Genomic DNA, 20,475 nt, shown 5'->3' on the forward strand with positions numbered 1-20,475 from the left:
CGCCCCGGCCTCAGCGCCGCGCCGCGAAGGCGTCGAGCCCCGTCAACGCCGCGGACCACGCCCACAGACGCGCCGCCGCCTCCGGATCGATCGCATGCGGCCGCACGCCCGATTCCTCGCTGCCGCGCGTCACCGTCGCGATGTCGCAATCCTCGCAGTAGACGCCGCCGAGATCGGCGAGGCGCGGCGACGTGGCCGCCCAGACCTGGGTGGCCGCGCCCTGCGCCGGCGTCTTGAAGGTCGGATCGACGGGCACGCCGTGCTCGTCCACCCAGCCCTGCGCCATCATTTCCTCGCGCGTCAGATGGCGCTGCAGCGGCGTCGCGATCTTGCCCGGATGCAGCGAATACGCACGGACGCCGAAGGGGGCGCCAAGCGCATCGAGCTGCACCGCGAACAGCGCGTTGGCGGTCTTCGACTGCGCGTACGCCAGCCATTTGTCGTAACCGTGCGCGAACTGAACGTCGTCCCATCGGATCGGCGACAGCCGGTGCCCGAGCGACGACACGGCGACCACGCGGGCGCCGTCGCCGTGCGCGAGCGCGGGCCACAGCAGGTTGACGAGCGCGTAGTGGCCGACGTGATTGACGGCCATCTGCGCTTCCCAGCCGGCGCCGACGCGCGTCTCGGGGCACGCCATGATGCCCGCGCTGTTGATGACGACATGCACGTTGCGTCGCGCATCGACGAACCGCGCCGCGAATGCGGCGACGCTCGCGGCGTCGGCGAGTTCGAGCGCCGCGATCTCCACGCCGGCGATGCCGCGCGTCGCGTCGCGCGCGGCATCGGCGCTCCGTGCGCCGACGACGACGTGCGCGCCGGCCTGCGCCAGCGCACGCGTCGTTTCGAGGCCAAGCCCCGAATGGCCGCCCGTGACGATGGCGGTCTTGCCGCGCAGGTCGAGGCCGGCCAGTACGTCGCTCGCCGTCGATGCGGCGTCGAATCCGGAATGAAGGGGGTGTTGCCTGCTCGTCATTGAAGGCTCCAGGAACGATGCGTGCAGTACGCGGCCGCCCATCGGTCGCGTCACGGCACGCAGTCATTCTCCGGCGGCGCACCCGGACCGTGAATGCAATAGAATCCGGTTTTTCGTCGAGATCGTCCGGAGATTGCCCGTGGACCCGCTATCGGAAGTGCTGTCGCTGCTGGAAACGCGCGACTCGTTTTTCACGGGCCTGCGGGCAGGCGGCGAGTGGGCGGTCGACATTCCGCCACCCGACGGGATCAAGTTCAACGCGGTGGTCGAAGGCAGCTGCTGGCTGACCGTCGACGGTGCGGGACCGCCCGTCCGGCTGCGCACGGGAGACTGTTTCCTGCTCGCCGCGCCGCGGGCGTTTTCGCTGGCGAGCGATCCATCCGTCACGCCCGTCCCTGCCGCCGACGTGTATCGGAATATCGAACGCGGTATCGCGCACTATGGCGAGCCGGCCGACTGCTTTCTGATCGGCGGCCGCTTCGCGTATGAAGAGGGCATGCCGCTGCTGCTCGGCAGCCTGCCGCCCGTCGTCATCGTGAGCGGCGACTCCGTACAGGCGGCGGTCCTGCGCTGGTCGCTGCAGCAGCTCGCGCAGGAATTCGGCGCGTCGTCGCCGGGCGGGTCGCTGATGGTGCGGCATCTCGGGCACATGATGCTGGTGCAGATCCTGCGGCGCTACGTGGACGACGGCGCGAACGGCGATGTCGGCTGGCTTGCCGGGTTTGCCGACTCGCGGGTCAGCGCGGCGCTGGCCGCCATTCACGCGGCGCCCGCGCAGCGCTGGACCGTCGACGCACTGGCGGCCTGCTGCCATGTATCGCGCTCGACGTTCGCACTGCACTTCAAGCGGCGGCTGGGATTCGGGCCGCTCGAATACGTGTTGCGGTGGCGGATACAGCTCGCGATGCGGGCGTTACGACGTTCGAACGCGTCGATATCGGCCGTCGCGCAAATGCTCGGCTACGACTCGGATAGCGCGTTCGGCCATGCGTTCAAGCGCATCGTGGGCTGCTCGCCGCGTGCGTATCGCCATGACGTGACGAACGCGCCCGGCAGCTAGCGCCGCGCCGCGCTTCTTCGCACGCACCATGCGGCAAACCGATCGACGCCATTCGTTCGCATCAATGGTATCGGGATAAGTATTCTTATCACAACACCACTATTTATGATCAAAACTCGCATTTACGAAAACGCCCCGCAACCCGCGGGGCGTGTCCCGCTCACCGCCCGATCGGCAACCCCGTCGGCTCGATCCAGCCGAGCTTGTACGCGATCAGCAACGACAGGAACAGCGTCACCGACAGCCCGACGCGCGCCGCGAGCGACCACGCCATCCGCTTGGATTTGCCGCGGTCGTGATTCATGAAATACAGCGCGAAGATCAAGCTCGCGATGATCATCGCGAATGCCACAGAAACCAGCAGGGTTTTCATTGCTGTTGCCTTTGAAGATCCGAATCGGCCTGAATCAGTTCGGCCAGTTTTTGCCGCTCGTCGGCGACACCGCCGACGCCCGACGCCGGCCAGTCCAGCGCGACGCCATTGCCCAGCGAATCGCGCACGAGTGCCTGGTAGCGCCGGTCGTTGATGCGGCCGTGGTCCATCGTTGCCGAGATCTCGCGCCGGAACGGCAGCGGGAAACTCGCATACGCGCGCGACAGCGCCGCATATTGTCTCGCATCGATCTCCTTCGACGATGGTATGACAGTCCAGATCACCACGGCCACGATGGCCGTGAACGGAATCGCAGTGTAGCGAAGGATGAACTTGATCGGGGTCATGAAGCGGTGGGCAGAAGGGATCGCAAGCGAGCGCCGCGCGGCAACCAGACAGCGAGCCGGCAGCACCGGACACCATTGTACTGAAAGGCCAATTCGGCCAACAGATTATGATAATGGCATTATCATCTTCATCACATGATTCGACAGACCCGGTATCCGGCGCAAGCGGCGTGCCCGCTCGCCGTCCGGCACCGGTTTTCCGTCCGTGCCCGCGATCCCGGGCGATTGACCGAAGCTCCCATGCCAGCGCAGTACTTTCGAGACCTGACAGGAAAACACCGCAGCGCGACCGCGAACCGCCAGCTCGGGTTTTCGCTCGCGTTCGTGGCCGGCGGCGCCAATGCCGGCGGCTTTCTCGCAGTCAGGCAATACACGTCGCACATGAGCGGGATCGTGTCGGCGATCGCCGACCAGACGGCGCTCGGCGACGTGCGGCTCGCGCTCGCCGGGATCAGCTCGCTGGGGTCGTTCCTAATCGGCGCCGGCTGCTCGGCGATCCTCGTCAACTGGGGGCGCCGCCGCGGCCTGCAGAGCCAGTTCATGCTGCCGCTGCTGGTCGAAGCCGCGCTGCTGCTCCTGTTCGGGCTGCTCGGCAGCCACCTCGCGCTGTGGGAAACGTTCTTCGTGCCCGTGACCGTGACGCTGCTGTGCTTCATCATGGGGCTGCAGAACGCAACGATCACGAAGCTGTCGGGCACGGAAATCCGCACGACGCACGTGACGGGCATCGTGACCGACCTCGGGATCGAGCTCGGCAAGCTGTTCTACTGGAACCGGTCGGCCATCGACGTCGACGCGCACGCGGTGATTGCCAACCGCTCGAAACTGAGGATTCACGCGACGATGCTCGCATCGTTCTTCGTCGGCGGCCTGGCCGGTGCGATCGGCTTCAAGCATGTCGGCTACGTGTCGACCGTGCCGCTCGCCGCGGTGCTCGTCGTGCTCGCCGTCGTGCCGGTGATCGACGATCTGCTCGCGCTGCTGCGCAGCAAACGCTGATCGCGCGCCTGGGCGGCGCTTTCGCGCGGCAACGCCGAAAGCGGATCGATTATAATTTGATTAACATACCGACCACCCCGCCCCGTCATGGAAACGAAAACCGCCCGCCTGACCGTCCTGATCGATCCCGCGAAGAAGGAAGCCTTCGAGATGCTCTGCTCGGAACAGGATCTTACGCCGTCGCAGGTCGTGCGGCAGTTGATCCGCGAATATCTCGACCGGCACGGCGTCACCTACAAGACCAAGAGCGCGCTCGGCAAGCGCGTGAAGTAAGCGCGGCGGCCCAGGCCGCAGCCGCTGCTCCGGTTACCCCCTCTCACGCAACGACTACGCAAGGATTACGCGCCGATCCCCCATCGTCCGTGCGACTGCGCGCGCCAGACCAGCCGCCGCGGATCGATGCCCTCCCCGTGCTTCATGCGCCTCGCGGTGGCCGCCAGTTTCAGCTCGCCGGCCTGCGTGCAGGCAAGCGCACGCTCCAGCAGGATGCGCAGCGACGGCAGCCGGCTGGCATCCTTCCAGGCGAATGCAACGAAGTTGTTGTCGTCGCCGCACGGCACCAGCGCGTACGACGAACCGAATACCGATCGCACCTGCTCGAGGTGCTGCGGCAACGCCGGATCGTCGTCCATGAAGTTGATCGCGAGCACGCCGGATGCGCTCAGGCGCTCGCGACATGCACCGAGGAATGCGGCGCCCGTACAGCGACCCCGCATGCCGTCGGCGACAAACGCATCGTGCAGGATCACGTCCGTCGTGACATCCGCCCGCGCCAGATGATCCGCGCCGTCGGCGCATACCACCCTGAATCGTGCGTCATCGGCAGGAATCCTGAACACGTCTCGTAGCGCGATCACGTCCGGATTGATCTCGACCGCGTCGATCGCCGCACCGGACAGGTGCCGGTAGCAGTACTTTGCGAGCGAGCCGCCGCCGAGCCCGAGCATGCAGATGTGCGCGGGCGCGGCCTGCAGCAGCAGAAAACCCATCATCACGCGCGTGTAGCCGAGCTCGAGCCGCAGCGGATCGCGGAGCGACATGAAGCTCTGCGTGCCGAAATGATCGAAATGCAGCGATACCGCGTGCTGCGTCTCCAGCACGAACGGCCGGCCGTCGTTCAGCGGCGTCGCCAGGAACCTGACGAACGCGTCGTAGGAAATTCGATCCTCGGCCATCTGCGGGCAACCGGGCGGGATCCGTCGCGCGTGGCGTGCGCTCAGACCTTCTTCAGGTAGCACGCCTTCAGCATGAAGCCGCCCATGTCGGTCTTGCAGTCGACTTCGTGATCGCCGCCGACGAGCCGGATGCTCTTGACCTTGGTGCCCATCTTCAGCGTGATCGACGAGCCCTTCACGCGCAAGTCCTTGATCAGCACGACGGAATCGCCGTCCGACAGCACGTTGCCGTTCGCGTCCTTGACGACGTCGCCCGCCGGTTCGTCGCCGGCTTCGGCGCCAGCGTCGGCCGACCACTCATGGCCGCAGTCGGCGCAGACGGTCAGTGCGCCGTCCGGGTAGGTGTTTTCCATCGCGCATTGCGGGCAGGCGGGGGCGTTCATTGCGGCTTCCATTCGGGGGAGTTCGGGTCGATCGAAACGATGCCGGACGCGCAGGTTGCGTGCCCGGATGCGCCGGCATTCGCCCGCCGGCAGCGCCGCGGGCCGGCATCGGCGCACACAACATTATAATGCCATTCACATGATTTGACCGATGCATTATAATCACCGCTTCGCGACAATCCGCGAACTTGAACGCGCCTTCGCCGCGGATGCCGGCATGTTCGCGCCGAATCGCATGTTCAATGCACCCGACCGGCGCGCCGCGACCCTGCGGGAAACCGCGAAACGCCGGTCGCCCGGTGTCCGCCACGCGTGCGCCGATCCTGCATTTCGCGCATTCCCGGTGCGCCGCCGGCCCGGCGCCACGCACCGATCGCAACCCCACCTGTCCGGAGGCTTTCCAGCATCGTGGCAACCGTTGTGTACGTTCAAATCGGCCCCGCCTGGAACCGCAATCGCGGCCGCACCGCGCGCGACGCGACCGTCGACGCGGCACGCCGTTTCGACAGCGACATCCAGCTGATCGCGAACGGGCACAGCAGCAACGCAAAAGACAGCGGCGCGATCGCGTCGCTGCAGGTACACGGCGGCACGTCGGCCCAGGTGCTCGCCACCGGCCCCGACGAGGAAGCGGCGCTTCAGGCGCTGCTGCCGTTGTTGCAAGCAGGTTGACGCCTGCGCCGCCGATCCCGCGGCCTCGCGCCGTCCATCCCGAAACGCCATTTCCGAGGAAGCGATGAACGACAATCTGACGTCCAACACCCCCAACCTGTCGGCCTCCGCCATCTGGGCGCTCGAACGCCTCGCCGACGTTCGCTACGGCCGCGATGCGCCGGCGCTCGGCTGGTCGATCGCGCGCGAACTCGTCAGCGCAGGGTTCGTCAGCCATCCCGCGCACGGCCGCTCCGGTGCGTCGATCACGGCCGAGGGGCGCACCTTCCTGAAAAGCCGGAAGTAACACACAGGCGGCCCGCCGGGCTCAGAACCGGTGCCGGATGCCGACGATCGCGAGCAGTTGCGAATTCGTACCGGCATCGACGTTGTACGACCCGATCACGGCCTGGGCCGCCCCGTTCCCGTTGAAGCCGTCGGCATGCTGATAGCCGACGGTCGTATAGAGATCGGTGCGCTTGCTCAGCAGATAGTCGACGCCGACGTTGACCTGGTGATAGCGCGCGGACGAATCGCCGTCCGACCATGTGAAGTTGTAGCCGACGATGGCCAGCAACGAAGGCAGCGCCTGCCATTGCGCGAATGCGGAACCGTTCCGGTAGCGCTCCGACCGCACGAACGTCGACGACGCATCGGGAAGATACTGGCTGAGGCTGAACGCCGCGCCGATCGTCACGTCGCCGATCGCATATTGCGCACCGGCGCGCGCGATCCGGATCGAACGGGCCGACGCATACGCGCGACTGGCGGCGCTTTTGAAGAACCCATCGGCCGACGACACGCCGCGTGTCGAGCGAATCGCATTGCCGTTGTCGACGTGCAGATAGCCGGCCGCGGCGCTCAGCGGACCGTCGGCATAACCGACCGCACCGGCATACACGAGGCCCGACCCCGACGCGCCGGCCACGCCGCCCGGCGAGACCATCGCCGCGACCGTCACGCCGCGCCACGTCGCACTCGTCCACTTGACCGCGTTGCTGAACGTCACGCTGCTGTCGTAGTTGTCGACGTCGCCGGGCGGCGCGAAGAGCCCGCTGAACGAGTCGGCCGTGATCGGCTGCACGAGATCCGTCACGGGATCGTTCTGCCGGCCGAGCGTCAGCTTGCCCCACCGGTCGGATGCGATACCGACGAACGCTTTCGCACCGAACAGCCGCCCTTCGTCGAGCTGGCCGGTCGCGACGTCGAAATTGTTCTCGAGCGTGAAGATCGCGTTCATCCCGCCGCCGAGATCCTCGCTGCCGGTCAATCCCCATTCGTTCGACGACAGCGCGCCCGACGACATCGACACGCGCGACTTCCCCCCTTCCGCGTGGTTCAGGTAAGCCATCCCCGTATCGATCGTGCCGTACAGCGTGACCGAACTTTCCGCGCGCGCGGCGACGGAAAGCGTGGCCGCGACGGCAGCGCCTGCAATCAGCATGCAATTTTTCATCGTGATCATGATTAAGTACTACGAATCTATTTGACCGGATGCGGGCGCGACATCGGCCGTACGCTGCGCCGGATCGCGGCATCGCGACGCTCGCGGCGCACACGCCTGGGCACGTGGCGTGTGCGCGCGAGCATCGGTCACACAGGTGCGCCCGTTACGACGGGCGCGGCTCGATCAGGATGCGTCGCAGCTGAACCGGTAACTGTCGTCGAGCTTCTTCGCCAGCACGAGCGTGCGCATGTTGAGCGCGCGCGCCGCATCGCACAGTGCGCGCTGCCCGCTTTGCGTGCGGTATTTGCCTGCGTACTCGGCGTTCAGCACCGGCTTGTTCTTCGACGTGAACACCTGGTAGCCCGGGCACTCCTTCTGCTCGTTGCATTCCTCGTTCACCGCGAAATCGAACGACGGCTCGAGCGCCGCGAGCTGATCGACATCGTTCTTCAGCCCGACCGCCAGGTTGCGCTTGTGCGCCTCGTTCGCGATGAACACGTTGAACGCATACTGATCGGTGTCCTGCAGCGGGAAGCCGGTGTCGTTGGCGTAACCGTCGACGTTGTCGGGCTCGACACCGTCGCACCCTTTCGCCACCGCACGATCGAGGCGCGCCGTCATGATGTCGCGCACGTTGCCCGAGCGGATGTCGAGCCAGCGCTCGCCTTCCCAGTCGTCGAGCTTGTTGCCCTGGTCGGATTCCTTGAACTTCGAGAAATCGGGCCGCCAGTTCTCCGAACTCCCCGCCGAGAAATAGCAGACGACCTTGCGCCCCGCCTGCTTGAGCGCCGCGATCGTCGCCGGATCGGTATCGAACAGGTCGATGTCGTAGATCGCGACGTTGTACGACGTATTGAGCTTGCCCTTGAGCTGCCATTGCCACGTATCGGACGCGGCGGGTGTCCAGTGCGACGCCGCGCGCGCGGGCGCCGCGGCCGGCAACGGTGCGGCAAAGGCCTGGGCCGACAGCGGGTCGGACGACCCGTCGCCGCAGGCCTGCAGGATCGATGCACACAGCGCGAGCGCCGCGACACAGGAAAGGTTGCGTACGGTCTTTTTCATCGAAGCATCTCCAGTGGAGGGATCGGATTGACGAAGGAACTGCGCGTTGCGGAACTGCCGGTGGCCCGGCGATGCAGGCTGCCGGGCGGTGATACGCGGTGATGCCGGGTGACACTCACGCGTCGAGCGGCTCGGCGCGCAGCAGCGCCGCATGCTCGAAGCGCAACGGGATCGCGTCGCGCCCGGGCGCGATGCGGCCGACCTCGCGATGGCCGTTCGCGTAATCGACGATCCGGTACGACCGGCCGGGCTGCAGGCCGCGCAGCGCGACCGGGCCGCTCCAGCGGTCGGCATAGAACGCGTAATGCAGCACGCCGTCCTTTTCCACGACGTGCGCCTCGGGCTTGTCGAACGCGATGTCGTACAGCTCGCCGCGGTAGCGGCCCTCGGCGAGCCGGTGCGCGTCGTAGACCTCGACCCAGTGCCGCCATGCCTGCTCGTGCTCGGGCGTCAGCAGGAACGAATCCTTCGGCTTCGGATCGACGGGCCACGTGAACTTCGTCGAGATCACGGCGCCGACGCCCACCGCCGACGCGAAATCGCGGCCGCCGTCGCTCAGTTCGACGTGGTCGCCCGCATACGCGGACGACGCGCCCATCAACGCCTTCAGCGTCTTGCCCTTGTGGCGCACCTGCCAGCTCGACAGCGGATCGGACGCGGGCGCCTGGTCGATGTAGCGCATGTTGTGGAACGCGTACGCGGTGCCGCACGGGCACACTTCGACCACCGCGTCCGGCTTGACCGCGTGCGCGGCGTCGTAGAAGGTGCGGTAGAAATCCGCGAGATGCTCGACCGACTCGTCGGGCCGCGCATGGCGGTGCGCGGGGTTGTAGCACGGCGCGACACCGTTCAGGTGCTGGCCGTCGATCTTCATCCCGTCGAAGCCCCACTCGCCGATCACCTTCTTCACGAGCGCGGCGACATGCGCCTGCGTCTTCTCGTAGGCCGGGCACAGGTAGAAGCTGTTCCACCACGTGATCGCCTGCGGCGCGCCGTCCGCGTCGAGCAGCAGCATGTCGGTGTGGTCGTGCAGCTCGTCGCTGCCCGGCGCGACCGCGAGCGGCGCGATCCAGAGCCGCGCCTTCTGCCCGCTCGCATGGATGTCGTCGACGAGCGCCTTCATGTCCGCGTCGCCGGCCGGGAATTTCGCGCGATCGGGCACCCAGTCGCCGGTCCGCCGTTGCCAGCCGTCGTCGAGCACGGCCCACTTGAAGCCGAGTTCACGCACTTTCGGCAACGTGGCGCGCACGTAGTCGACGCTGAACTGGCGCTCGTAGCCCCACGCGCACCAGATCGGCTCGTATGCGCTTGCCGGCGGCTGCGGCGAATGGAAGCCCTGCGTACCCATCATCTGCCGGTACGTGTCGAGCGCGACGAAATAGTCGCCGTCGTGCAGCATCACGAACGCGGTCGGCGTGTCGAGCGTCGCGCCCGGCGCGAGCGTGACCGTCTTCTCGCCGCGCAGGCCGAGCGCGACCTCGTTGCGCACCGCCTTCACCGGCAGCGACACCAGCCGCGGCACGGTGTCGAGATGACCGAGCGCGATGCCCTGGTCGCGCCGCCACACGTCGACGACCGGCGTGCCGCCGCCGTAGTCCGATGCGTTCATGCCCATGAAATTGCGCTGGTCGAAGCCGGCCTTCACCGGCTGCACCCAGTCGCGCCGGTCCGCATGGCTCGCGCCCGAATAGGTCCAGTAGCCGCCCGCGCCGGCGGCGGCCGGCAGCAGCCGGTGCGCGCCGACATTCCATGCGCGGATGTCGGCCGCCTGCGGGCCGACGTTGCGGAACTGCGTGTCGATCAGCGCGACGCCCGGCCGCGCTTCGAGCAGCGTGACGCGCACCGTCTTCTCGAAACCGTTCGCCGAACGCCCGACCAGCCGCAGCTGTCGCCCTGCGCCGAACACGGTCGAGACGTCGGCATGCGCGGCGTCGACGAGCGCGAAGCGATCGATCGCGCGCACCGGCCGCGTATCGGGCGCGGGGCCGTCCGAGGTCGGCGCCGGCGCGGGACCGATCAGTTGCTCGAGCGTTTCGCTCGCATCGAACCGGGTCAGCGCACGCGTGCCGCCATCGCGGCGCACGGCCAGCCGGCTGCGCATCGCCGGGTCGAACTCGATCAAGAGCCGGTCGTCACGCAGTGCGACGCGCTGCGGCTCGCCGCCGTGGGCGTCGCGCACGCCGACGCCGACCAGGATCGGGCTCGCCGCGCCGGCCGCCAGCCACTGCACGAATGCGCGCCGGGTGGTCATTGGCGCACCTCGCGACGAAGCGGCACACGCCGCGCCGGCCTGCCGGCAAGCCGGACAGGCCCGGAAAATCGAAAGGAAAAGCAAGCGTTCATACGGAATTCCTCGTGAAGAAGGGCCCTGCGCCGACGCATCCGCCTCGCGCAGATCGGCAATCTAGTTCATCTTTCGATTTCTTTCGTTTGTGGTTTACACTAATAACGAAAGAAATCGAAAGTTCGTAGATTGGCGGCTCACGACGCGTGATTCTGATATTTTTCCGTGACACGTCGTCGGAACGGCCCGCCGAACGCCTCCGGTTTTGGCTCATACGGCACAAAACGAAAGCATTCGACGGATTTGAACCCACTTCGAAAGACTGGACCGATGCAAAACAACTGGCTCGTTCACGCGCTCGTCACGACCCTGCTGTGGGGTGTGTGGGGCGCATTCACCGGCTTGCCCGCCGAGCAGGGCTTCCCCGATACGCTGATCTACGTGGTCTGGGCGTTCACGATGATTCCGCCCGCGCTGGTCGCACTCGGACGCGCCGGGTGGCGCGTGCGGCACGACCGCCGGTCGCTCGCGCTCGGGCTCGCCATCGGGCTGCTCGGCGCGGGCGGGCAGATGCTGCTGTTCCGCGCGGTCGAATCGGGGCCGCCGTATCTCGTGTTCCCGATCGTGTCGCTGTCGCCGGCGCTGACGATCGCGCTGTCGTTCCTGCTGTTGCGCGAACGCACGGGCAAGCTTGGCGTGGCCGGCATCCTGCTCGCGCTGTGCTCGCTGCCGCTGTTCGATTTCCAGTCGGGCCAGGGGCCCGCCCGGTTTGGGCTGTGGTTCGCGCTCGCGCTGCTGGTGCTCGTCGCATGGGGGCTGCAGGCGTATTTCATCAAGATCGCGAACGCGACGATGGACGCGGAATCGATCTTCTTCTACATGGCGCTGACGGGCCTGCTCTGCGTGCCGTTCGCGCTGTGGATGACCGACTTCGGCCACACGATCAACTACGGGCTCAACGGCCCGGGCCTCGCGGCCGTGATCCAGGTGCTGAATGCGATCGGCGCGCTGACGCTCGTGTATGCGTTCCGGTTCGGCAAGGCGATCGTCGTGTCGCCGCTCGTCAACGCGGGCGCGCCGCTGCTGACGTCGGTGATCTCGCTGGCCGTCACCGGCACGACGCCCACCGGCAGCAAGCTGACGGGCATCGCGCTGGCGCTGCTGGCCGCGCTGCTGCTCGCGCTGCAGCCGGAAGGCGCGGCTGCGACCCAGGCGGCGGGGGAATCGGCATGAACTATCTGCTCGATCTCGTCCGTCGTCACAAGCAGGCACCGCGTCATGCGCCGCACGGCGTACCCGCGATCGGCATCCCGTCCGTGTGCTCCGCGCATCCGGTCGCGATCGCCGCGGCGCTGCGCGAATGCGCGGCGCGCGAGCGCCCTGCGCTGATCGAAGCGACCTGCAACCAGGTCAACCAGGACGGCGGCTACACGGGCATGACGCCGCACGACTTCCGCCGCTACGTCCTCGACATCGCCGCACGCGAGGGCGTCAGCCCCGATGCGATCCTGCTCGGCGGCGACCATCTCGGCCCGAACGCATGGCGCCGGCTGCCGGCCGCGCTCGCGATGGACAAGGCCGAGACGATGGTCGCGCAATACGTGGCGGCAGGCTTCCGCAAGCTGCATCTCGATTGCTCGATGTCGTGCGCGGACGATCCGTCGCCGTTGCCCGAAACCGAGATCGCCGCGCGCGCCGTGCGCCTGTGCCGCGCCGCCGAGGCCGCGTGGGCGGCCGGTTCGGCGCGCGGCGAGGCGCCCGTCTACGTGATCGGCACCGAGGTGCCGGTACCGGGCGGTGCGCACGAGACGCTCGACACACTGGCGGTGACCGCGCCCGACGCGGCCGGCTCGACGCTCGCGCTGCATCGCGACGCGTTCGCGCGCGCCGGCCTCGACGAAGCCTGGTCGCGCGTGATCGCGATGGTCGTGCAGCCCGGCGTCGAGTTCGACCATCACAAGGTCATCGACTACGACGCCGGCAGCGCGCGTGCGCTGAGCGCGTTCATCGAGCGCGAACCCGCGCTCGTGTTCGAAGCGCATTCGACCGATTACCAGACGCCCGACAACCTCGCGCAACTCGCGCGCGATCACTTCGCGATCCTGAAGGTGGGCCCCGGCGTGACCTTCGCGATGCGCGAAACGCTGTGGGCGCTCGCCGCGATCGAGCGCGAATGGCTCGGCGGCGACGACGGCTTCATCGCGACCGTGCTCGGCGTGATGCGCAGCGAACCCGCGCACTGGCGCGACTACTACGCGGCCGGCGCGCAGCTCGAACTCGACCTCGCATACAGCCTGAGCGACCGGATCCGCTACTACTGGACCCACCCGGTCGTACAGCGCGCGTGCGCCGACCTGCTCGCGCGCCTCGATGCGTCGCCGCCGCCGCTCACGCTGGTCAGCCAGCACCTGCCGCGCCAGTACGAGGCCGTCCGCGAAGGCCGGCTCGACCTGCGCGCGAGCGCCCTGTTGCAAGACGGCACGGCCGCGGCCGTCCGTCCGTATCTTCACGCGTGTGCCGCGTGACCGACTCTCCTCAGATCTGCTCATGGAATTCTTCGACCTCGATCCCGCCGACCTCACCCGCCGCCATGCCGCCCACACGGCCCGCGAAATCGCCCAGCAACCCGACGTCTGGCCCGACGTGCATGCCGTCGTCGACGCGCAGCGCGCGGCGCTCGACGCGTTTCTCGCGCCGCTGCTCGCCGATCCCCGCCTGCGCATCGTCCTGACGGGCGCCGGCAGCTCGGCGTTCATCGGGCAATGCCTCGTGCCCGCGCTGCGGCACCGCTTCGGCGGCCGCGTCGAAGCGGTGGCCACCACCGACATCGTCGCGAACCCCGGCGACACGCTGCAGCCCGGCGTGCCGACGCTGCTGGTCTCGTTCGCGCGCTCCGGCAACAGCCCCGAAAGCGTCGCGGCCGTCGATCTCGCGGACCGCTTCGTCGACGACTGCCGCCACCTCGTGTTCACGTGCGCGGCCGACGGCTTGCTGAATCGCCGCCTCGGCGCGCATCCGCGCGCGCATGTGGTGCTGCTGCCGGAAGCGACGCACGACCAGGCGTTCGCGATGACGTCCAGTTTCAGCGGCATGCTGCTCGGCGCGGCCTGGACGTTCGGCGTAGCCGGCATGCCGGTCGGGCCGCTGGCCGACGCCGCGCGCACGTTGCTGCGCGAACAGGCGTCGCGCATCGCCGCGCACGTGCGGCAGTTGCCCGAGCGCGTCGTGTATCTCGGTAGCGGCGCGCTGCTCGGGCTCGCACGCGAAGCCGCGCTGAAGCTGCTGGAGCTGACCGACGGGCTGATCGTCGCGATGGCCGAATCGCCGCTCGGCTTCCGGCACGGCCCGAAGACGTTCCTCGACGAACGCACGCTCGTCATCGTGCTGCTGTCCGGCGATCCGCATACACGCCGCTACGATCTCGACCTGCTGCGCGAACTGCGGCGCGAAAACCGTGCGGCCGGCATACTGTCGGTCGGCGTCGCGCCGGCCGCCGGCGCGGGCATCGACGGGACGCTGCCGCCGTCCGGCGACGACCTGACCGTGCCGCTGCCGCCCGGCCTGCCCGATCTCGCCCTCGCGCCCGTCGCGCTGATCCTCGCGCAGTGCTTCGCGCTGCTCGCGTCGCTGCGGCTCGGGCTCACGCCCGACAATCCGAGCGCGTCCGGCACGGTCAATCGCGTCGTGGCCGGCGTCACCATTCATCCGTATGCGGGGCAGCCCACATGACTCCACTCTTTCTCGGCATCGACGGCGGCGGCACGAAAACCGCGTTCATGGTGATCGACCTGCAAGGCCGCGTGCGTGCGCGCCATGAAACGACCACCAGCTACTACCTCGAGATCGGCATGGACGCGCTGCGCACGCTGCTCGCCGACGGCGTGCACGCGGTGCTGGCCGCGGCGGACGTCGCGCACGACGAGATCGCGTATGCATTCGCCGGCTTGCCGGCGTACGGCGAGGACAGCCGCCTGCTGCCCGAGCTCGACGGCCTGCTCGCGCCGCTGTTCGGCCACGCGCGCTACCGGATCGGCAACGACATGGTGTGCAGCTGGGCCGGCACACTGGCCGGCGGCGACGGCATCAGCATCGTCGCCGGCACCGGGTCGATCGCGTACGGGCAGCTCGAAGGCCGTGCCGCGCGCTGCGGCGGCTGGGGCGAGATCTTCGGCGACGAGGGCTCGGCGTACTGGCTCGCCCGCGAAGGGCTTGCCGCGTTCTCGCGGATGGCCGACGGCCGCGCCGCGCGCGGGCCGCTATTCGACATCGTGCGCGCGCACTTCTCGCTCGATCACGATCTCGACCTGTGCGCGGCCGTGAATTCGGGCGCGGTGCGCAGCCGCTTCGCGCAGCTGTCGCGGCTCGTGATCGACGCGGCGCGCGCGGGCGACGCCGACGCGCACGCGCTGATCGAGCGCGCGGCGGACGAACTCGCGCAACTCGCGGCCGGTGTCGCGCACGCGCTCGACTGGCCGGCCGGCCAGCCGCTGCCCGTGTCGTATTCGGGCGGCGTGTTCAACGCGGGCGCGCTCGTGCTCGATCCGCTGCGCGATGCGCTCGCCCGCCGCGTGCCGCATGCGGTGCTCACCGCGCCGCGGCTCGGCCCGCATGTCGGCGCGGCCGTCCACGCGGCCCGGCTGGCGGGCCGGCCGCTCGATCCGTCGGCGTTGCGTGCGCTCCAGCCCGGGCAGGGGTTTTGATATCATTTCGGCTCCCTGTCTTGCCGAAATGGACATGCCCGCTCACAGAGTGCCTCCGCCGCCTGCCGTCGATCACGCGCCGTTGCTCGTCGAGGAACGCCGCCGCCTGATCTGCGAGCTGGTGCGCGAACGGGAGAAAGTCACCGTCGAGGAGCTGGCCGAGCGGTTCGGCATTTCGCTCGTCACGGTGCGCAGCGACCTGAACGCGCTCGCAGCGGCCGGCGCGGTACTGCGCACGCACGGCGGCGCGCTCGTGCTGCGCGAAAGCGACGAAGTGCCGATCGCGGTCAAGCAGAAGCTCCGTCACGCGGAGAAGGTGCGGATCGCGACGGCCGCCGCGGCGCTGATCGGCGACGGCGAAACGATCCTGCTCGACTCGGGCAGCACGACCGAGGAAATCGCGAAGCAGATCGTCACGATGAAGCTGCAGTCGCTGAACGTGATCACGAATGCGCTGAATGTGGCCGTGCTGCTCGCGGCCGCGCCGCACATCAACCTGATCATGCCCGGCGGCCAGCTCCGGCCGAACTCCTATTCGCTGTCGGGGCCGCAGGCCGTCGTCGCGCTGCAGGGGCTGTACGCGGACCGGCTGTTCCTCGGCGTCGACAGCCTCGATCCCGAGATCGGCCTGATGACGCCGCACCTGCTCGAAGCGCAACTCAATGCACAGATGCTGAAGATCTCGCGCCAGGTGATCGCGGTGGCCGATTCGTCGAAGCTGATGAAGCGCAACCTGTCGGTGATCGCGAGCGTCGAGCAGCTCGACATGCTGATCACCGACACGGGCGCCGACGCGGCCGTGGTCGACGACCTGCGCCAGCGCGGCATCGACGTGCTGACGGTCTAGCCGCCCGACGTTCACCCTCCTTTTCCGGACACCCCGATGCCGCCCGTCTCGTCCCCGCCCGTACTCGACACGCCGCGCCTCGTGCTCGAAGGCCATCCGCTCGGCGACTTCGACGCACTCGCGGCGATGTGGGCCGAGCCGGACGTCGTCGCGCACATCTTCAACGGCCAGCCGTCCGCGCCGCGCGATTCGTGGATGCGCATGCTCGCGTATCGCGGGCTGTGGCCGCTGCTCGGCTACGGTTACTGGGCAATCCGCGAAAAGGCGACGGGCCGCTACGTCGGCGATCTCGGTTTCGCGGATTTCCACCGCAACCTCGCGCCGCCGATTCGCGGCGTGCCGGAAGCCGGCTGGGCGCTCTCGACGTGGGCACACGGCAAGGGCTATGCGACCGAGGCGCTGGCAGCCGCGCTGGCGTGGCTCGATGCGCAGCAGCGATTCGAGCGCAGCGTGTGCCTGATCGCACCGACCAACGTCGCGTCGATCCGCGTCGCGGAGAAGGCCGGTTATGGCGAACCGCAGCCCATCCGCTTCAACGACGCCGATTCGTTGCTGTTCTCGCGCCCGTGCCGCTAGGCGCCGGCATGCGGCCGCGTTACTCCACGGCCGGTTCGTAGAAACGCTCGAAGAGGGCGTGGTCCATCGACCAGCAGTGTCCGCATGCGTCGAGCAGGATCCAGTCGCCCGGCTTCACCGCGCGCCAGCCCTCCGGCGTCGCGACCGCCCACGCGCCCTGATGGCGCTCCACCCGGTCATGGTCGCCCTCGACGAACCACCGTGTGGCATCGACATAGCTGGTGCGTTTTCTAAATTTCATCCCGCCACCCAAAAAAGCAAATTTCAGTGCCGTGTTGCCGGACGGGACGCGAACCGGATGCCCGTGCGGGACGGACATCGCACCGCGGCCCCATCCGCGCCGGGCGACCGCTGCGCCGCCTTCGACGGGCTCGTCGCCTGCCGCGTTTCATGCAACGCCGTCAGGCCCTCGGCGACGAGCGCCTGAAGGGTTTCGCGCGCGACGGTGGAAATCCGGACATCGAGCGCCTGCATGCGCCTGAGCGCCGACATGACCTCGTCCGGTTGATCGGCGCCAAGCGCCACCACGAACCTCGACCGTCTCTCGGCAGCGCGGACGGCCTCGCTCCAGTCGGCCTGCGCCACCGCAACTTCGATCGCGCGCGTGAGCGCATCGAGACTCCGGACGACTTGCAACGGCGTCATTTCGCCTCCCCGTCGGTCATGTTGTACGGTCCCGCCGGCCAGCCCGTCTGGAGCCGGCGCGACGCCTATCCAACCTGCACGCACGCGACGCCGTACACGCGCGACATGGCCCGACGCCGCGTCGAAGCCGGCAGCCGATGCAATCGGGAAACGGACGAAGTCACGGCGCGTCGTGCGCGCGTGTCAGGTGCGGAGGATTGTAGGGAGCAGTACGCGGCGATGATGGTAATATTTTGTAATGATATGTCGAGTAACCTTGTGTGGCCTGAGATCCGCCCGGGCGAGCGACATTCGCGACAACCCATTTCCGCAAACGTTTTCGCCTGAACGACACCCGCGCGCGCACCGTCGCCGGCACCGCGCCGGATCTCGCGTTGAACCGTTTCGACCACGGGCGCGGCCCCCTGCCGCCTGCGATGCGCTTTCCGTCCGGCGGCGGCGGTTTCCCCGTAGATCAGCTCACCGAACGATTCATATTTCATCACATTCCGTCGGAATGTTGCGCAGTATCATCCACGTCGCTTCAGCCATGACGCGTCCGGACTGGGCCTGACCGCTCGCCACTTTCCCGTTTTGCCCCCTCGTTCAGCGATGCCCATCCGAATCCTGCTCGTCGAAGACGACGCCCCTTTGTCCGCGCTGATCGCCGACTATCTGCGCAAGCATCACTACCAGGTGGACACGCTGTTCGACGGCGCCGGTGCCGTCTCCACGATCATCACGAGCCGCCCCGACCTGGTGCTGCTCGACATCAACCTGCCGGGCAAGGACGGCTTCGAGATTTGCCGCGAGGTGCGCGTGCAGTACGACGGCGTCGTCATCATGGTGACGGGCCGCGACGAGCCGTTCGACGAGCTGCTCGGCCTGGAACTGGGCGCGGACGACTTTCTGCGCAAGCCGGTCGAGCCGCGCATCCTGCTCGCACGGATCAAGGCGCAGCTGCGGCGAATCCGCCCGCCGTCGGGCGAACGCGTGCCGGATTCGCCGCAGCGATTCGTATTCGGCAAGTTCTCGATCGACCGGGCCGATCGTCGCGTGCACCTGCCCGACGGCAGCATGCCGCGCCTGACGTCGACCGAATTCGACCTGCTGTGGGCCCTCGTCTGCCGCGCCGGCGAAGTGGTCAGCCGGGAAGACCTGACGCTGCTGCTGCGCGGCATCGCGTTCGACGGGCTCGATCGTTCGATCGACGGCCGCATCTCGAAGCTGCGCCGCAAGCTGCGCGACGACGCGACCGAACCGAAGCGGATCAAGACCATCCGCTCCAGGGGCTATCAGTTCAGCAAGCACGCGTGGGAATGACGCAGCGCGCCGGCAATGGCGCCCGGCTTCGCCGCCGGGCGCGGCGCATCACGCGCCGGCAGTCTTCTCGCCTGCCGAGGTAACGGGCGACTGCGGATCGCGCGCAAGGCCTTGCGCGAACACCTTCAGGCCCTCGAGCAACGGCGTCAGCGCATCCCACAGCGCTTCGTCGTGCAGCAGCCGGTATGCGCCGCGTACGCCGGGCGCAACGTGTTCGTGCTGCGCCGGCTGCCACGCGCCGACGTGATGCAGTGCGTCGGCCGCCGCGAACACCGCCTTGCCGAACTGCTCGGGCGGAATGCGCGACAGCGCCATCAGCAGCACCGCAAGATTCTGCATGCCGCTTTGCATTCCGGGCTTGTCGAGCGCCTCGACGAACGTGTCGGCCAGCCGTGCGTTCGCGCTGACGACTTCGTTCGCAAAATGCAGAAAGCCATGCTGGTGCAGGCTGCCGAGCAGGTGTTCGAGCGCGTCGTGCGCGCTGGGCCCCGCGTGCGGAGACGTCATCTCGGGGGAAGTGCGTTCGGTCATCGGTTTTCTCCGGATGGGACGCTGCGCGGCTGTCAGGGTGGCAGCCACGCGCGCCGGATGCATGTCGTTCGTCCGTCGCCTCGGCGCCGGCAACGGCTGCCCCGGGCGCCCGGATCGCGCAGCAATCCGCGTGCCGCATCCGGACACCCGTCATCGTTGCGACGCGACACGGGCGGCGTCGACGCGTACCGCCCGCGTACCCGGCTTCGTCGGTACACGACCCGATCAGCGTACTCTCATCCGGCTTGACTTCGTCGACGCGCCGGCCGTAAATACCGTCGATGACTGGCGCCGGAAATCGGTACCCGCGGCCTGCCCGGCCCGTCGCCCCGCTTCCGCCCGCGGGCGGACAGCGCCGCATCCGCCAAGACGCCAACGACAACCGCCACCGTCCCGTGACGAGACCACCGATGCAACACCAACTCCTCCGATCCCGCGTCGGCCGGCTGGTCATGCCGATGCTGCCGCTTGCGCTGTTTCCGTCGGTGAGCCACGCCGAAGCCGGTGAACTGGGCGGCATCGCAATGGCCGCGTTCGCTTTCTCGTCGACGGTGTGGGTCGTGCTGACCCTGGTGGTGGGCGGGTGGTTCCTGCGCCGGCTGTCGCTGCTGAAGCGGCTTGCGTGCACCGTGCTGTTTTTCTGCTTGCCCGCGCTGTTCGTCGGCGGCATGGCCGCCATCTATTCCGTGCGTGACGAGTACGCCAACCGGCCCGAGATCACAACCCAACCGCTGGTGGTGCTCGGTGTCACCTTCCCGCCCGGGAGTCAGGCCGACTACGACGGATCGGGCGGCTTCCTGGGCTGGGGCCCGAAAGGCACGCTGCAGTCGATTCACAGCCCGCACCCCGTCCTGCTCGGCAAGGTACCGATCGACGGCCTGATCTTCATCCCCGAGAACTGTTGCGACCGGGCCCGGGCGGAAGTCAGCGCCGGCACGATCGTCGACGGCCTGCCTTGCGGCGATGCGGTTTTCGACCTCACGCCCGCCGGGCCCGTACTGAAGTCATGCTTCGTGGCCGCGCCGGTCTTCTGGCGCGGCAACCAGCTGGCCGCCGGATCCTTCGTCGACCTGACGGCCCCGCCGAGCATGCAGGGATTGCAGGACACGAAATAGCT

General features: G+C 68.1%; 24 protein-coding genes. 13 read left to right on the forward strand and 11 right to left on the reverse strand.

From position 1 onward, the window contains the following. Window positions 1–10 precede the first annotated feature (10 nt). Entirely contained in the window at window positions 11–976 is a 966-nt protein-coding gene (locus AC5LXK_RS35000) for an SDR family NAD(P)-dependent oxidoreductase (RefSeq protein WP_493394213.1), read from the reverse strand. A 139-nt stretch (window positions 977–1,115) separates the two neighbouring features. Here AC5LXK_RS35000 and AC5LXK_RS35005 point away from each other — a divergent pair, with 139 nt between their 5' ends. Further along, window positions 1,116–2,036: an AraC family transcriptional regulator gene (locus AC5LXK_RS35005; RefSeq protein WP_493394214.1), complete on the forward strand. Its 921-nt coding sequence runs from the start codon at window positions 1,116–1,118 to the stop codon at window positions 2,034–2,036. Between the two features lie 160 nt (window positions 2,037–2,196). On the opposite strand, the gene AC5LXK_RS35010 is transcribed toward AC5LXK_RS35005, so the two are convergent. Both AC5LXK_RS35010 and AC5LXK_RS35015 read right to left on the reverse strand, forming a co-directional pair. After that, window positions 2,197–2,409, reverse strand: coding sequence for a twin transmembrane helix small protein (locus tag AC5LXK_RS35010; RefSeq protein WP_006489184.1), 213 nt, complete (start codon window positions 2,407–2,409; stop codon window positions 2,197–2,199). Further along, the gene (locus AC5LXK_RS35015; RefSeq protein WP_493395097.1) at window positions 2,406–2,756 is read right to left on the reverse strand and encodes a hypothetical protein; all 351 of its coding nucleotides are present in this window, start codon (window positions 2,754–2,756) and stop codon (window positions 2,406–2,408) included. The genes AC5LXK_RS35010 and AC5LXK_RS35015 overlap by 4 nt, the downstream gene beginning before the upstream one ends. 240 nt (window positions 2,757–2,996) lie before the next feature. Between AC5LXK_RS35015 and AC5LXK_RS35020 the strand changes: the two genes are divergently transcribed. Together AC5LXK_RS35020 and AC5LXK_RS35025 are read left to right on the forward strand one after the other, a co-directional pair. Continuing rightward, on the forward strand, window positions 2,997–3,755 hold the full coding sequence (locus tag AC5LXK_RS35020) for a YoaK family protein (protein WP_493394215.1): 759 nt from the start codon (window positions 2,997–2,999) through the stop codon (window positions 3,753–3,755). A gap of 87 nt (window positions 3,756–3,842) precedes the next feature. Further along, window positions 3,843–4,028, forward strand: a complete 186-nt coding sequence (locus tag AC5LXK_RS35025) for a CopG family transcriptional regulator (RefSeq protein ID WP_174940540.1) — start codon at window positions 3,843–3,845, stop codon at window positions 4,026–4,028. 65 nt (window positions 4,029–4,093) lie between these two features. Here the strand turns inward: AC5LXK_RS35025 and AC5LXK_RS35030 are convergent, their stop codons facing one another. Beyond that, complete coding sequence (locus AC5LXK_RS35030) at window positions 4,094–4,930, reverse strand: class I SAM-dependent methyltransferase (RefSeq protein ID WP_493394216.1); 837 nt, start codon at window positions 4,928–4,930, stop codon at window positions 4,094–4,096. Between the two features lie 41 nt (window positions 4,931–4,971). Beyond that, on the reverse strand, window positions 4,972–5,325 hold the full coding sequence (locus AC5LXK_RS35035; RefSeq protein ID WP_006498247.1) for a zinc ribbon domain-containing protein YjdM: 354 nt from the start codon (window positions 5,323–5,325) through the stop codon (window positions 4,972–4,974). Between the two features lie 408 nt (window positions 5,326–5,733). Between AC5LXK_RS35035 and AC5LXK_RS35040 the strand changes: the two genes are divergently transcribed. Continuing rightward, a complete protein-coding gene (locus tag AC5LXK_RS35040) occupies window positions 5,734–5,985 on the forward strand; it encodes an HPr family phosphocarrier protein (RefSeq protein ID WP_493394217.1) in 252 nt (83 codons plus the stop codon). 64 nt (window positions 5,986–6,049) lie between these two features. After that, window positions 6,050–6,271, forward strand: a complete 222-nt coding sequence (locus AC5LXK_RS35045) for a hypothetical protein (RefSeq protein WP_493394218.1) — start codon at window positions 6,050–6,052, stop codon at window positions 6,269–6,271. Window positions 6,272–6,292: 21 nt separating this feature from the next. Here the strand turns inward: AC5LXK_RS35045 and AC5LXK_RS35050 are convergent, their stop codons facing one another. The 3 genes from AC5LXK_RS35050 to AC5LXK_RS35060 all read right to left on the reverse strand — a co-directional run bounded on the left by AC5LXK_RS35050 (window position 6,293) and on the right by AC5LXK_RS35060 (window position 10,724). Further along, on the reverse strand, window positions 6,293–7,420 hold the full coding sequence (locus AC5LXK_RS35050) for a porin (protein ID WP_493395098.1): 1,128 nt from the start codon (window positions 7,418–7,420) through the stop codon (window positions 6,293–6,295). Window positions 7,421–7,594: 174 nt separating this feature from the next. After that, on the reverse strand, window positions 7,595–8,473 hold the full coding sequence (locus AC5LXK_RS35055; protein WP_493394219.1) for an endo alpha-1,4 polygalactosaminidase: 879 nt from the start codon (window positions 8,471–8,473) through the stop codon (window positions 7,595–7,597). A 115-nt stretch (window positions 8,474–8,588) separates the two neighbouring features. Then, on the reverse strand, window positions 8,589–10,724 hold the full coding sequence (locus tag AC5LXK_RS35060) for a glycoside hydrolase family 36 protein (RefSeq protein WP_493394220.1): 2,136 nt from the start codon (window positions 10,722–10,724) through the stop codon (window positions 8,589–8,591). A 363-nt stretch (window positions 10,725–11,087) separates the two neighbouring features. Between AC5LXK_RS35060 and AC5LXK_RS35065 the strand changes: the two genes are divergently transcribed. From AC5LXK_RS35065 to AC5LXK_RS35090, 6 genes are read left to right on the forward strand one after another with little or no spacing between them, the layout of a single operon-like run. Beyond that, complete coding sequence (locus AC5LXK_RS35065; protein ID WP_493394221.1) at window positions 11,088–11,990, forward strand: EamA family transporter; 903 nt, start codon at window positions 11,088–11,090, stop codon at window positions 11,988–11,990. Then, window positions 11,987–13,282 carry a D-tagatose-bisphosphate aldolase, class II, non-catalytic subunit gene (locus tag AC5LXK_RS35070; RefSeq protein WP_493394222.1) on the forward strand — a complete coding sequence of 432 codons (1,296 nt, stop codon included), beginning with the start codon at window positions 11,987–11,989 and terminating at the stop codon, window positions 13,280–13,282. Before AC5LXK_RS35065 ends, AC5LXK_RS35070 begins: the two co-directional genes overlap by 4 nt. Window positions 13,283–13,304: 22 nt before the next feature. Beyond that, window positions 13,305–14,486 (forward strand): SIS domain-containing protein, encoded by a 1,182-nt coding sequence (locus AC5LXK_RS35075; protein WP_493394223.1) that lies wholly within the window; start codon window positions 13,305–13,307, stop codon window positions 14,484–14,486. Further along, window positions 14,483–15,457 carry an N-acetylglucosamine kinase gene (locus AC5LXK_RS35080; protein ID WP_493394224.1) on the forward strand — a complete coding sequence of 325 codons (975 nt, stop codon included), beginning with the start codon at window positions 14,483–14,485 and terminating at the stop codon, window positions 15,455–15,457. The genes AC5LXK_RS35075 and AC5LXK_RS35080 overlap by 4 nt, the downstream gene beginning before the upstream one ends. 34 nt (window positions 15,458–15,491) lie before the next feature. Next, the gene (locus AC5LXK_RS35085; RefSeq protein ID WP_063805315.1) at window positions 15,492–16,304 is read left to right on the forward strand and encodes a DeoR/GlpR family DNA-binding transcription regulator; all 813 of its coding nucleotides are present in this window, start codon (window positions 15,492–15,494) and stop codon (window positions 16,302–16,304) included. Between the two features lie 36 nt (window positions 16,305–16,340). Further along, complete coding sequence (locus AC5LXK_RS35090) at window positions 16,341–16,880, forward strand: GNAT family N-acetyltransferase (RefSeq protein WP_493394225.1); 540 nt, start codon at window positions 16,341–16,343, stop codon at window positions 16,878–16,880. A gap of 19 nt (window positions 16,881–16,899) precedes the next feature. On the opposite strand, the gene AC5LXK_RS35095 is transcribed toward AC5LXK_RS35090, so the two are convergent. Then, a complete protein-coding gene (locus AC5LXK_RS35095) occupies window positions 16,900–17,121 on the reverse strand; it encodes a hypothetical protein (protein ID WP_493394226.1) in 222 nt (73 codons plus the stop codon). A gap of 23 nt (window positions 17,122–17,144) precedes the next feature. Beyond that, window positions 17,145–17,525: a hypothetical protein gene (locus AC5LXK_RS35100; protein WP_493394227.1), complete on the reverse strand. Its 381-nt coding sequence runs from the start codon at window positions 17,523–17,525 to the stop codon at window positions 17,145–17,147. A gap of 591 nt (window positions 17,526–18,116) precedes the next feature. On the opposite strand from AC5LXK_RS35100, the gene AC5LXK_RS35105 reads away from it, so the two are divergent. Beyond that, the gene (locus AC5LXK_RS35105) at window positions 18,117–18,827 is read left to right on the forward strand and encodes a response regulator (RefSeq protein WP_493394228.1); all 711 of its coding nucleotides are present in this window, start codon (window positions 18,117–18,119) and stop codon (window positions 18,825–18,827) included. 48 nt (window positions 18,828–18,875) lie between these two features. On the opposite strand, the gene AC5LXK_RS35110 is transcribed toward AC5LXK_RS35105, so the two are convergent. Beyond that, window positions 18,876–19,358, reverse strand: coding sequence for a DUF1641 domain-containing protein (locus AC5LXK_RS35110; RefSeq protein ID WP_493394229.1), 483 nt, complete (start codon window positions 19,356–19,358; stop codon window positions 18,876–18,878). 410 nt (window positions 19,359–19,768) lie between these two features. Here AC5LXK_RS35110 and AC5LXK_RS35115 point away from each other — a divergent pair, with 410 nt between their 5' ends. After that, entirely contained in the window at window positions 19,769–20,473 is a 705-nt protein-coding gene (locus AC5LXK_RS35115; RefSeq protein WP_493394230.1) for a hypothetical protein, read from the forward strand. Window positions 20,474–20,475: the final 2 nt, after the last annotated feature.

The organism is Burkholderia pulmonis, from assembly GCF_984667975.1.

What these genes read in the sequence shown, in the direction of transcription:
- AC5LXK_RS35000 (WP_493394213.1), bottom strand. Translation starts at nt 976, where the DNA reads ATGACGAGCAGGCAACACCCCCTTCATTCCGGATTCGACGCCGCATCG.
- AC5LXK_RS35010 (WP_006489184.1), bottom strand. Translation starts at nt 2,409, where the DNA reads ATGAAAACCCTGCTGGTTTCTGTGGCATTCGCGATGATCATCGCGAGC.
- AC5LXK_RS35015 (WP_493395097.1), bottom strand. Translation starts at nt 2,756, where the DNA reads ATGACCCCGATCAAGTTCATCCTTCGCTACACTGCGATTCCGTTCACG.
- AC5LXK_RS35020 (WP_493394215.1), top strand. Translation starts at nt 2,997, where the DNA reads ATGCCAGCGCAGTACTTTCGAGACCTGACAGGAAAACACCGCAGCGCG.
- AC5LXK_RS35025 (WP_174940540.1), top strand. Translation starts at nt 3,843, where the DNA reads ATGGAAACGAAAACCGCCCGCCTGACCGTCCTGATCGATCCCGCGAAG.
- AC5LXK_RS35030 (WP_493394216.1), bottom strand. Translation starts at nt 4,930, where the DNA reads ATGGCCGAGGATCGAATTTCCTACGACGCGTTCGTCAGGTTCCTGGCG.
- AC5LXK_RS35035 (WP_006498247.1), bottom strand. Translation starts at nt 5,325, where the DNA reads ATGGAAGCCGCAATGAACGCCCCCGCCTGCCCGCAATGCGCGATGGAA.
- AC5LXK_RS35045 (WP_493394218.1), top strand. Translation starts at nt 6,050, where the DNA reads ATGAACGACAATCTGACGTCCAACACCCCCAACCTGTCGGCCTCCGCC.
- AC5LXK_RS35050 (WP_493395098.1), bottom strand. Translation starts at nt 7,420, where the DNA reads ATGAAAAATTGCATGCTGATTGCAGGCGCTGCCGTCGCGGCCACGCTT.
- AC5LXK_RS35055 (WP_493394219.1), bottom strand. Translation starts at nt 8,473, where the DNA reads ATGAAAAAGACCGTACGCAACCTTTCCTGTGTCGCGGCGCTCGCGCTG.
- AC5LXK_RS35060 (WP_493394220.1), bottom strand. Translation starts at nt 10,724, where the DNA reads ATGACCACCCGGCGCGCATTCGTGCAGTGGCTGGCGGCCGGCGCGGCG.
- AC5LXK_RS35065 (WP_493394221.1), top strand. Translation starts at nt 11,088, where the DNA reads ATGCAAAACAACTGGCTCGTTCACGCGCTCGTCACGACCCTGCTGTGG.
- AC5LXK_RS35070 (WP_493394222.1), top strand. Translation starts at nt 11,987, where the DNA reads ATGAACTATCTGCTCGATCTCGTCCGTCGTCACAAGCAGGCACCGCGT.
- AC5LXK_RS35075 (WP_493394223.1), top strand. Translation starts at nt 13,305, where the DNA reads ATGGAATTCTTCGACCTCGATCCCGCCGACCTCACCCGCCGCCATGCC.
- AC5LXK_RS35080 (WP_493394224.1), top strand. Translation starts at nt 14,483, where the DNA reads ATGACTCCACTCTTTCTCGGCATCGACGGCGGCGGCACGAAAACCGCG.
- AC5LXK_RS35085 (WP_063805315.1), top strand. Translation starts at nt 15,492, where the DNA reads ATGCCCGCTCACAGAGTGCCTCCGCCGCCTGCCGTCGATCACGCGCCG.
- AC5LXK_RS35090 (WP_493394225.1), top strand. Translation starts at nt 16,341, where the DNA reads ATGCCGCCCGTCTCGTCCCCGCCCGTACTCGACACGCCGCGCCTCGTG.
- AC5LXK_RS35095 (WP_493394226.1), bottom strand. Translation starts at nt 17,121, where the DNA reads ATGAAATTTAGAAAACGCACCAGCTATGTCGATGCCACACGGTGGTTC.
- AC5LXK_RS35100 (WP_493394227.1), bottom strand. Translation starts at nt 17,525, where the DNA reads ATGACGCCGTTGCAAGTCGTCCGGAGTCTCGATGCGCTCACGCGCGCG.
- AC5LXK_RS35105 (WP_493394228.1), top strand. Translation starts at nt 18,117, where the DNA reads ATGCCCATCCGAATCCTGCTCGTCGAAGACGACGCCCCTTTGTCCGCG.
- AC5LXK_RS35110 (WP_493394229.1), bottom strand. Translation starts at nt 19,358, where the DNA reads ATGACCGAACGCACTTCCCCCGAGATGACGTCTCCGCACGCGGGGCCC.
- AC5LXK_RS35115 (WP_493394230.1), top strand. Translation starts at nt 19,769, where the DNA reads ATGCAACACCAACTCCTCCGATCCCGCGTCGGCCGGCTGGTCATGCCG.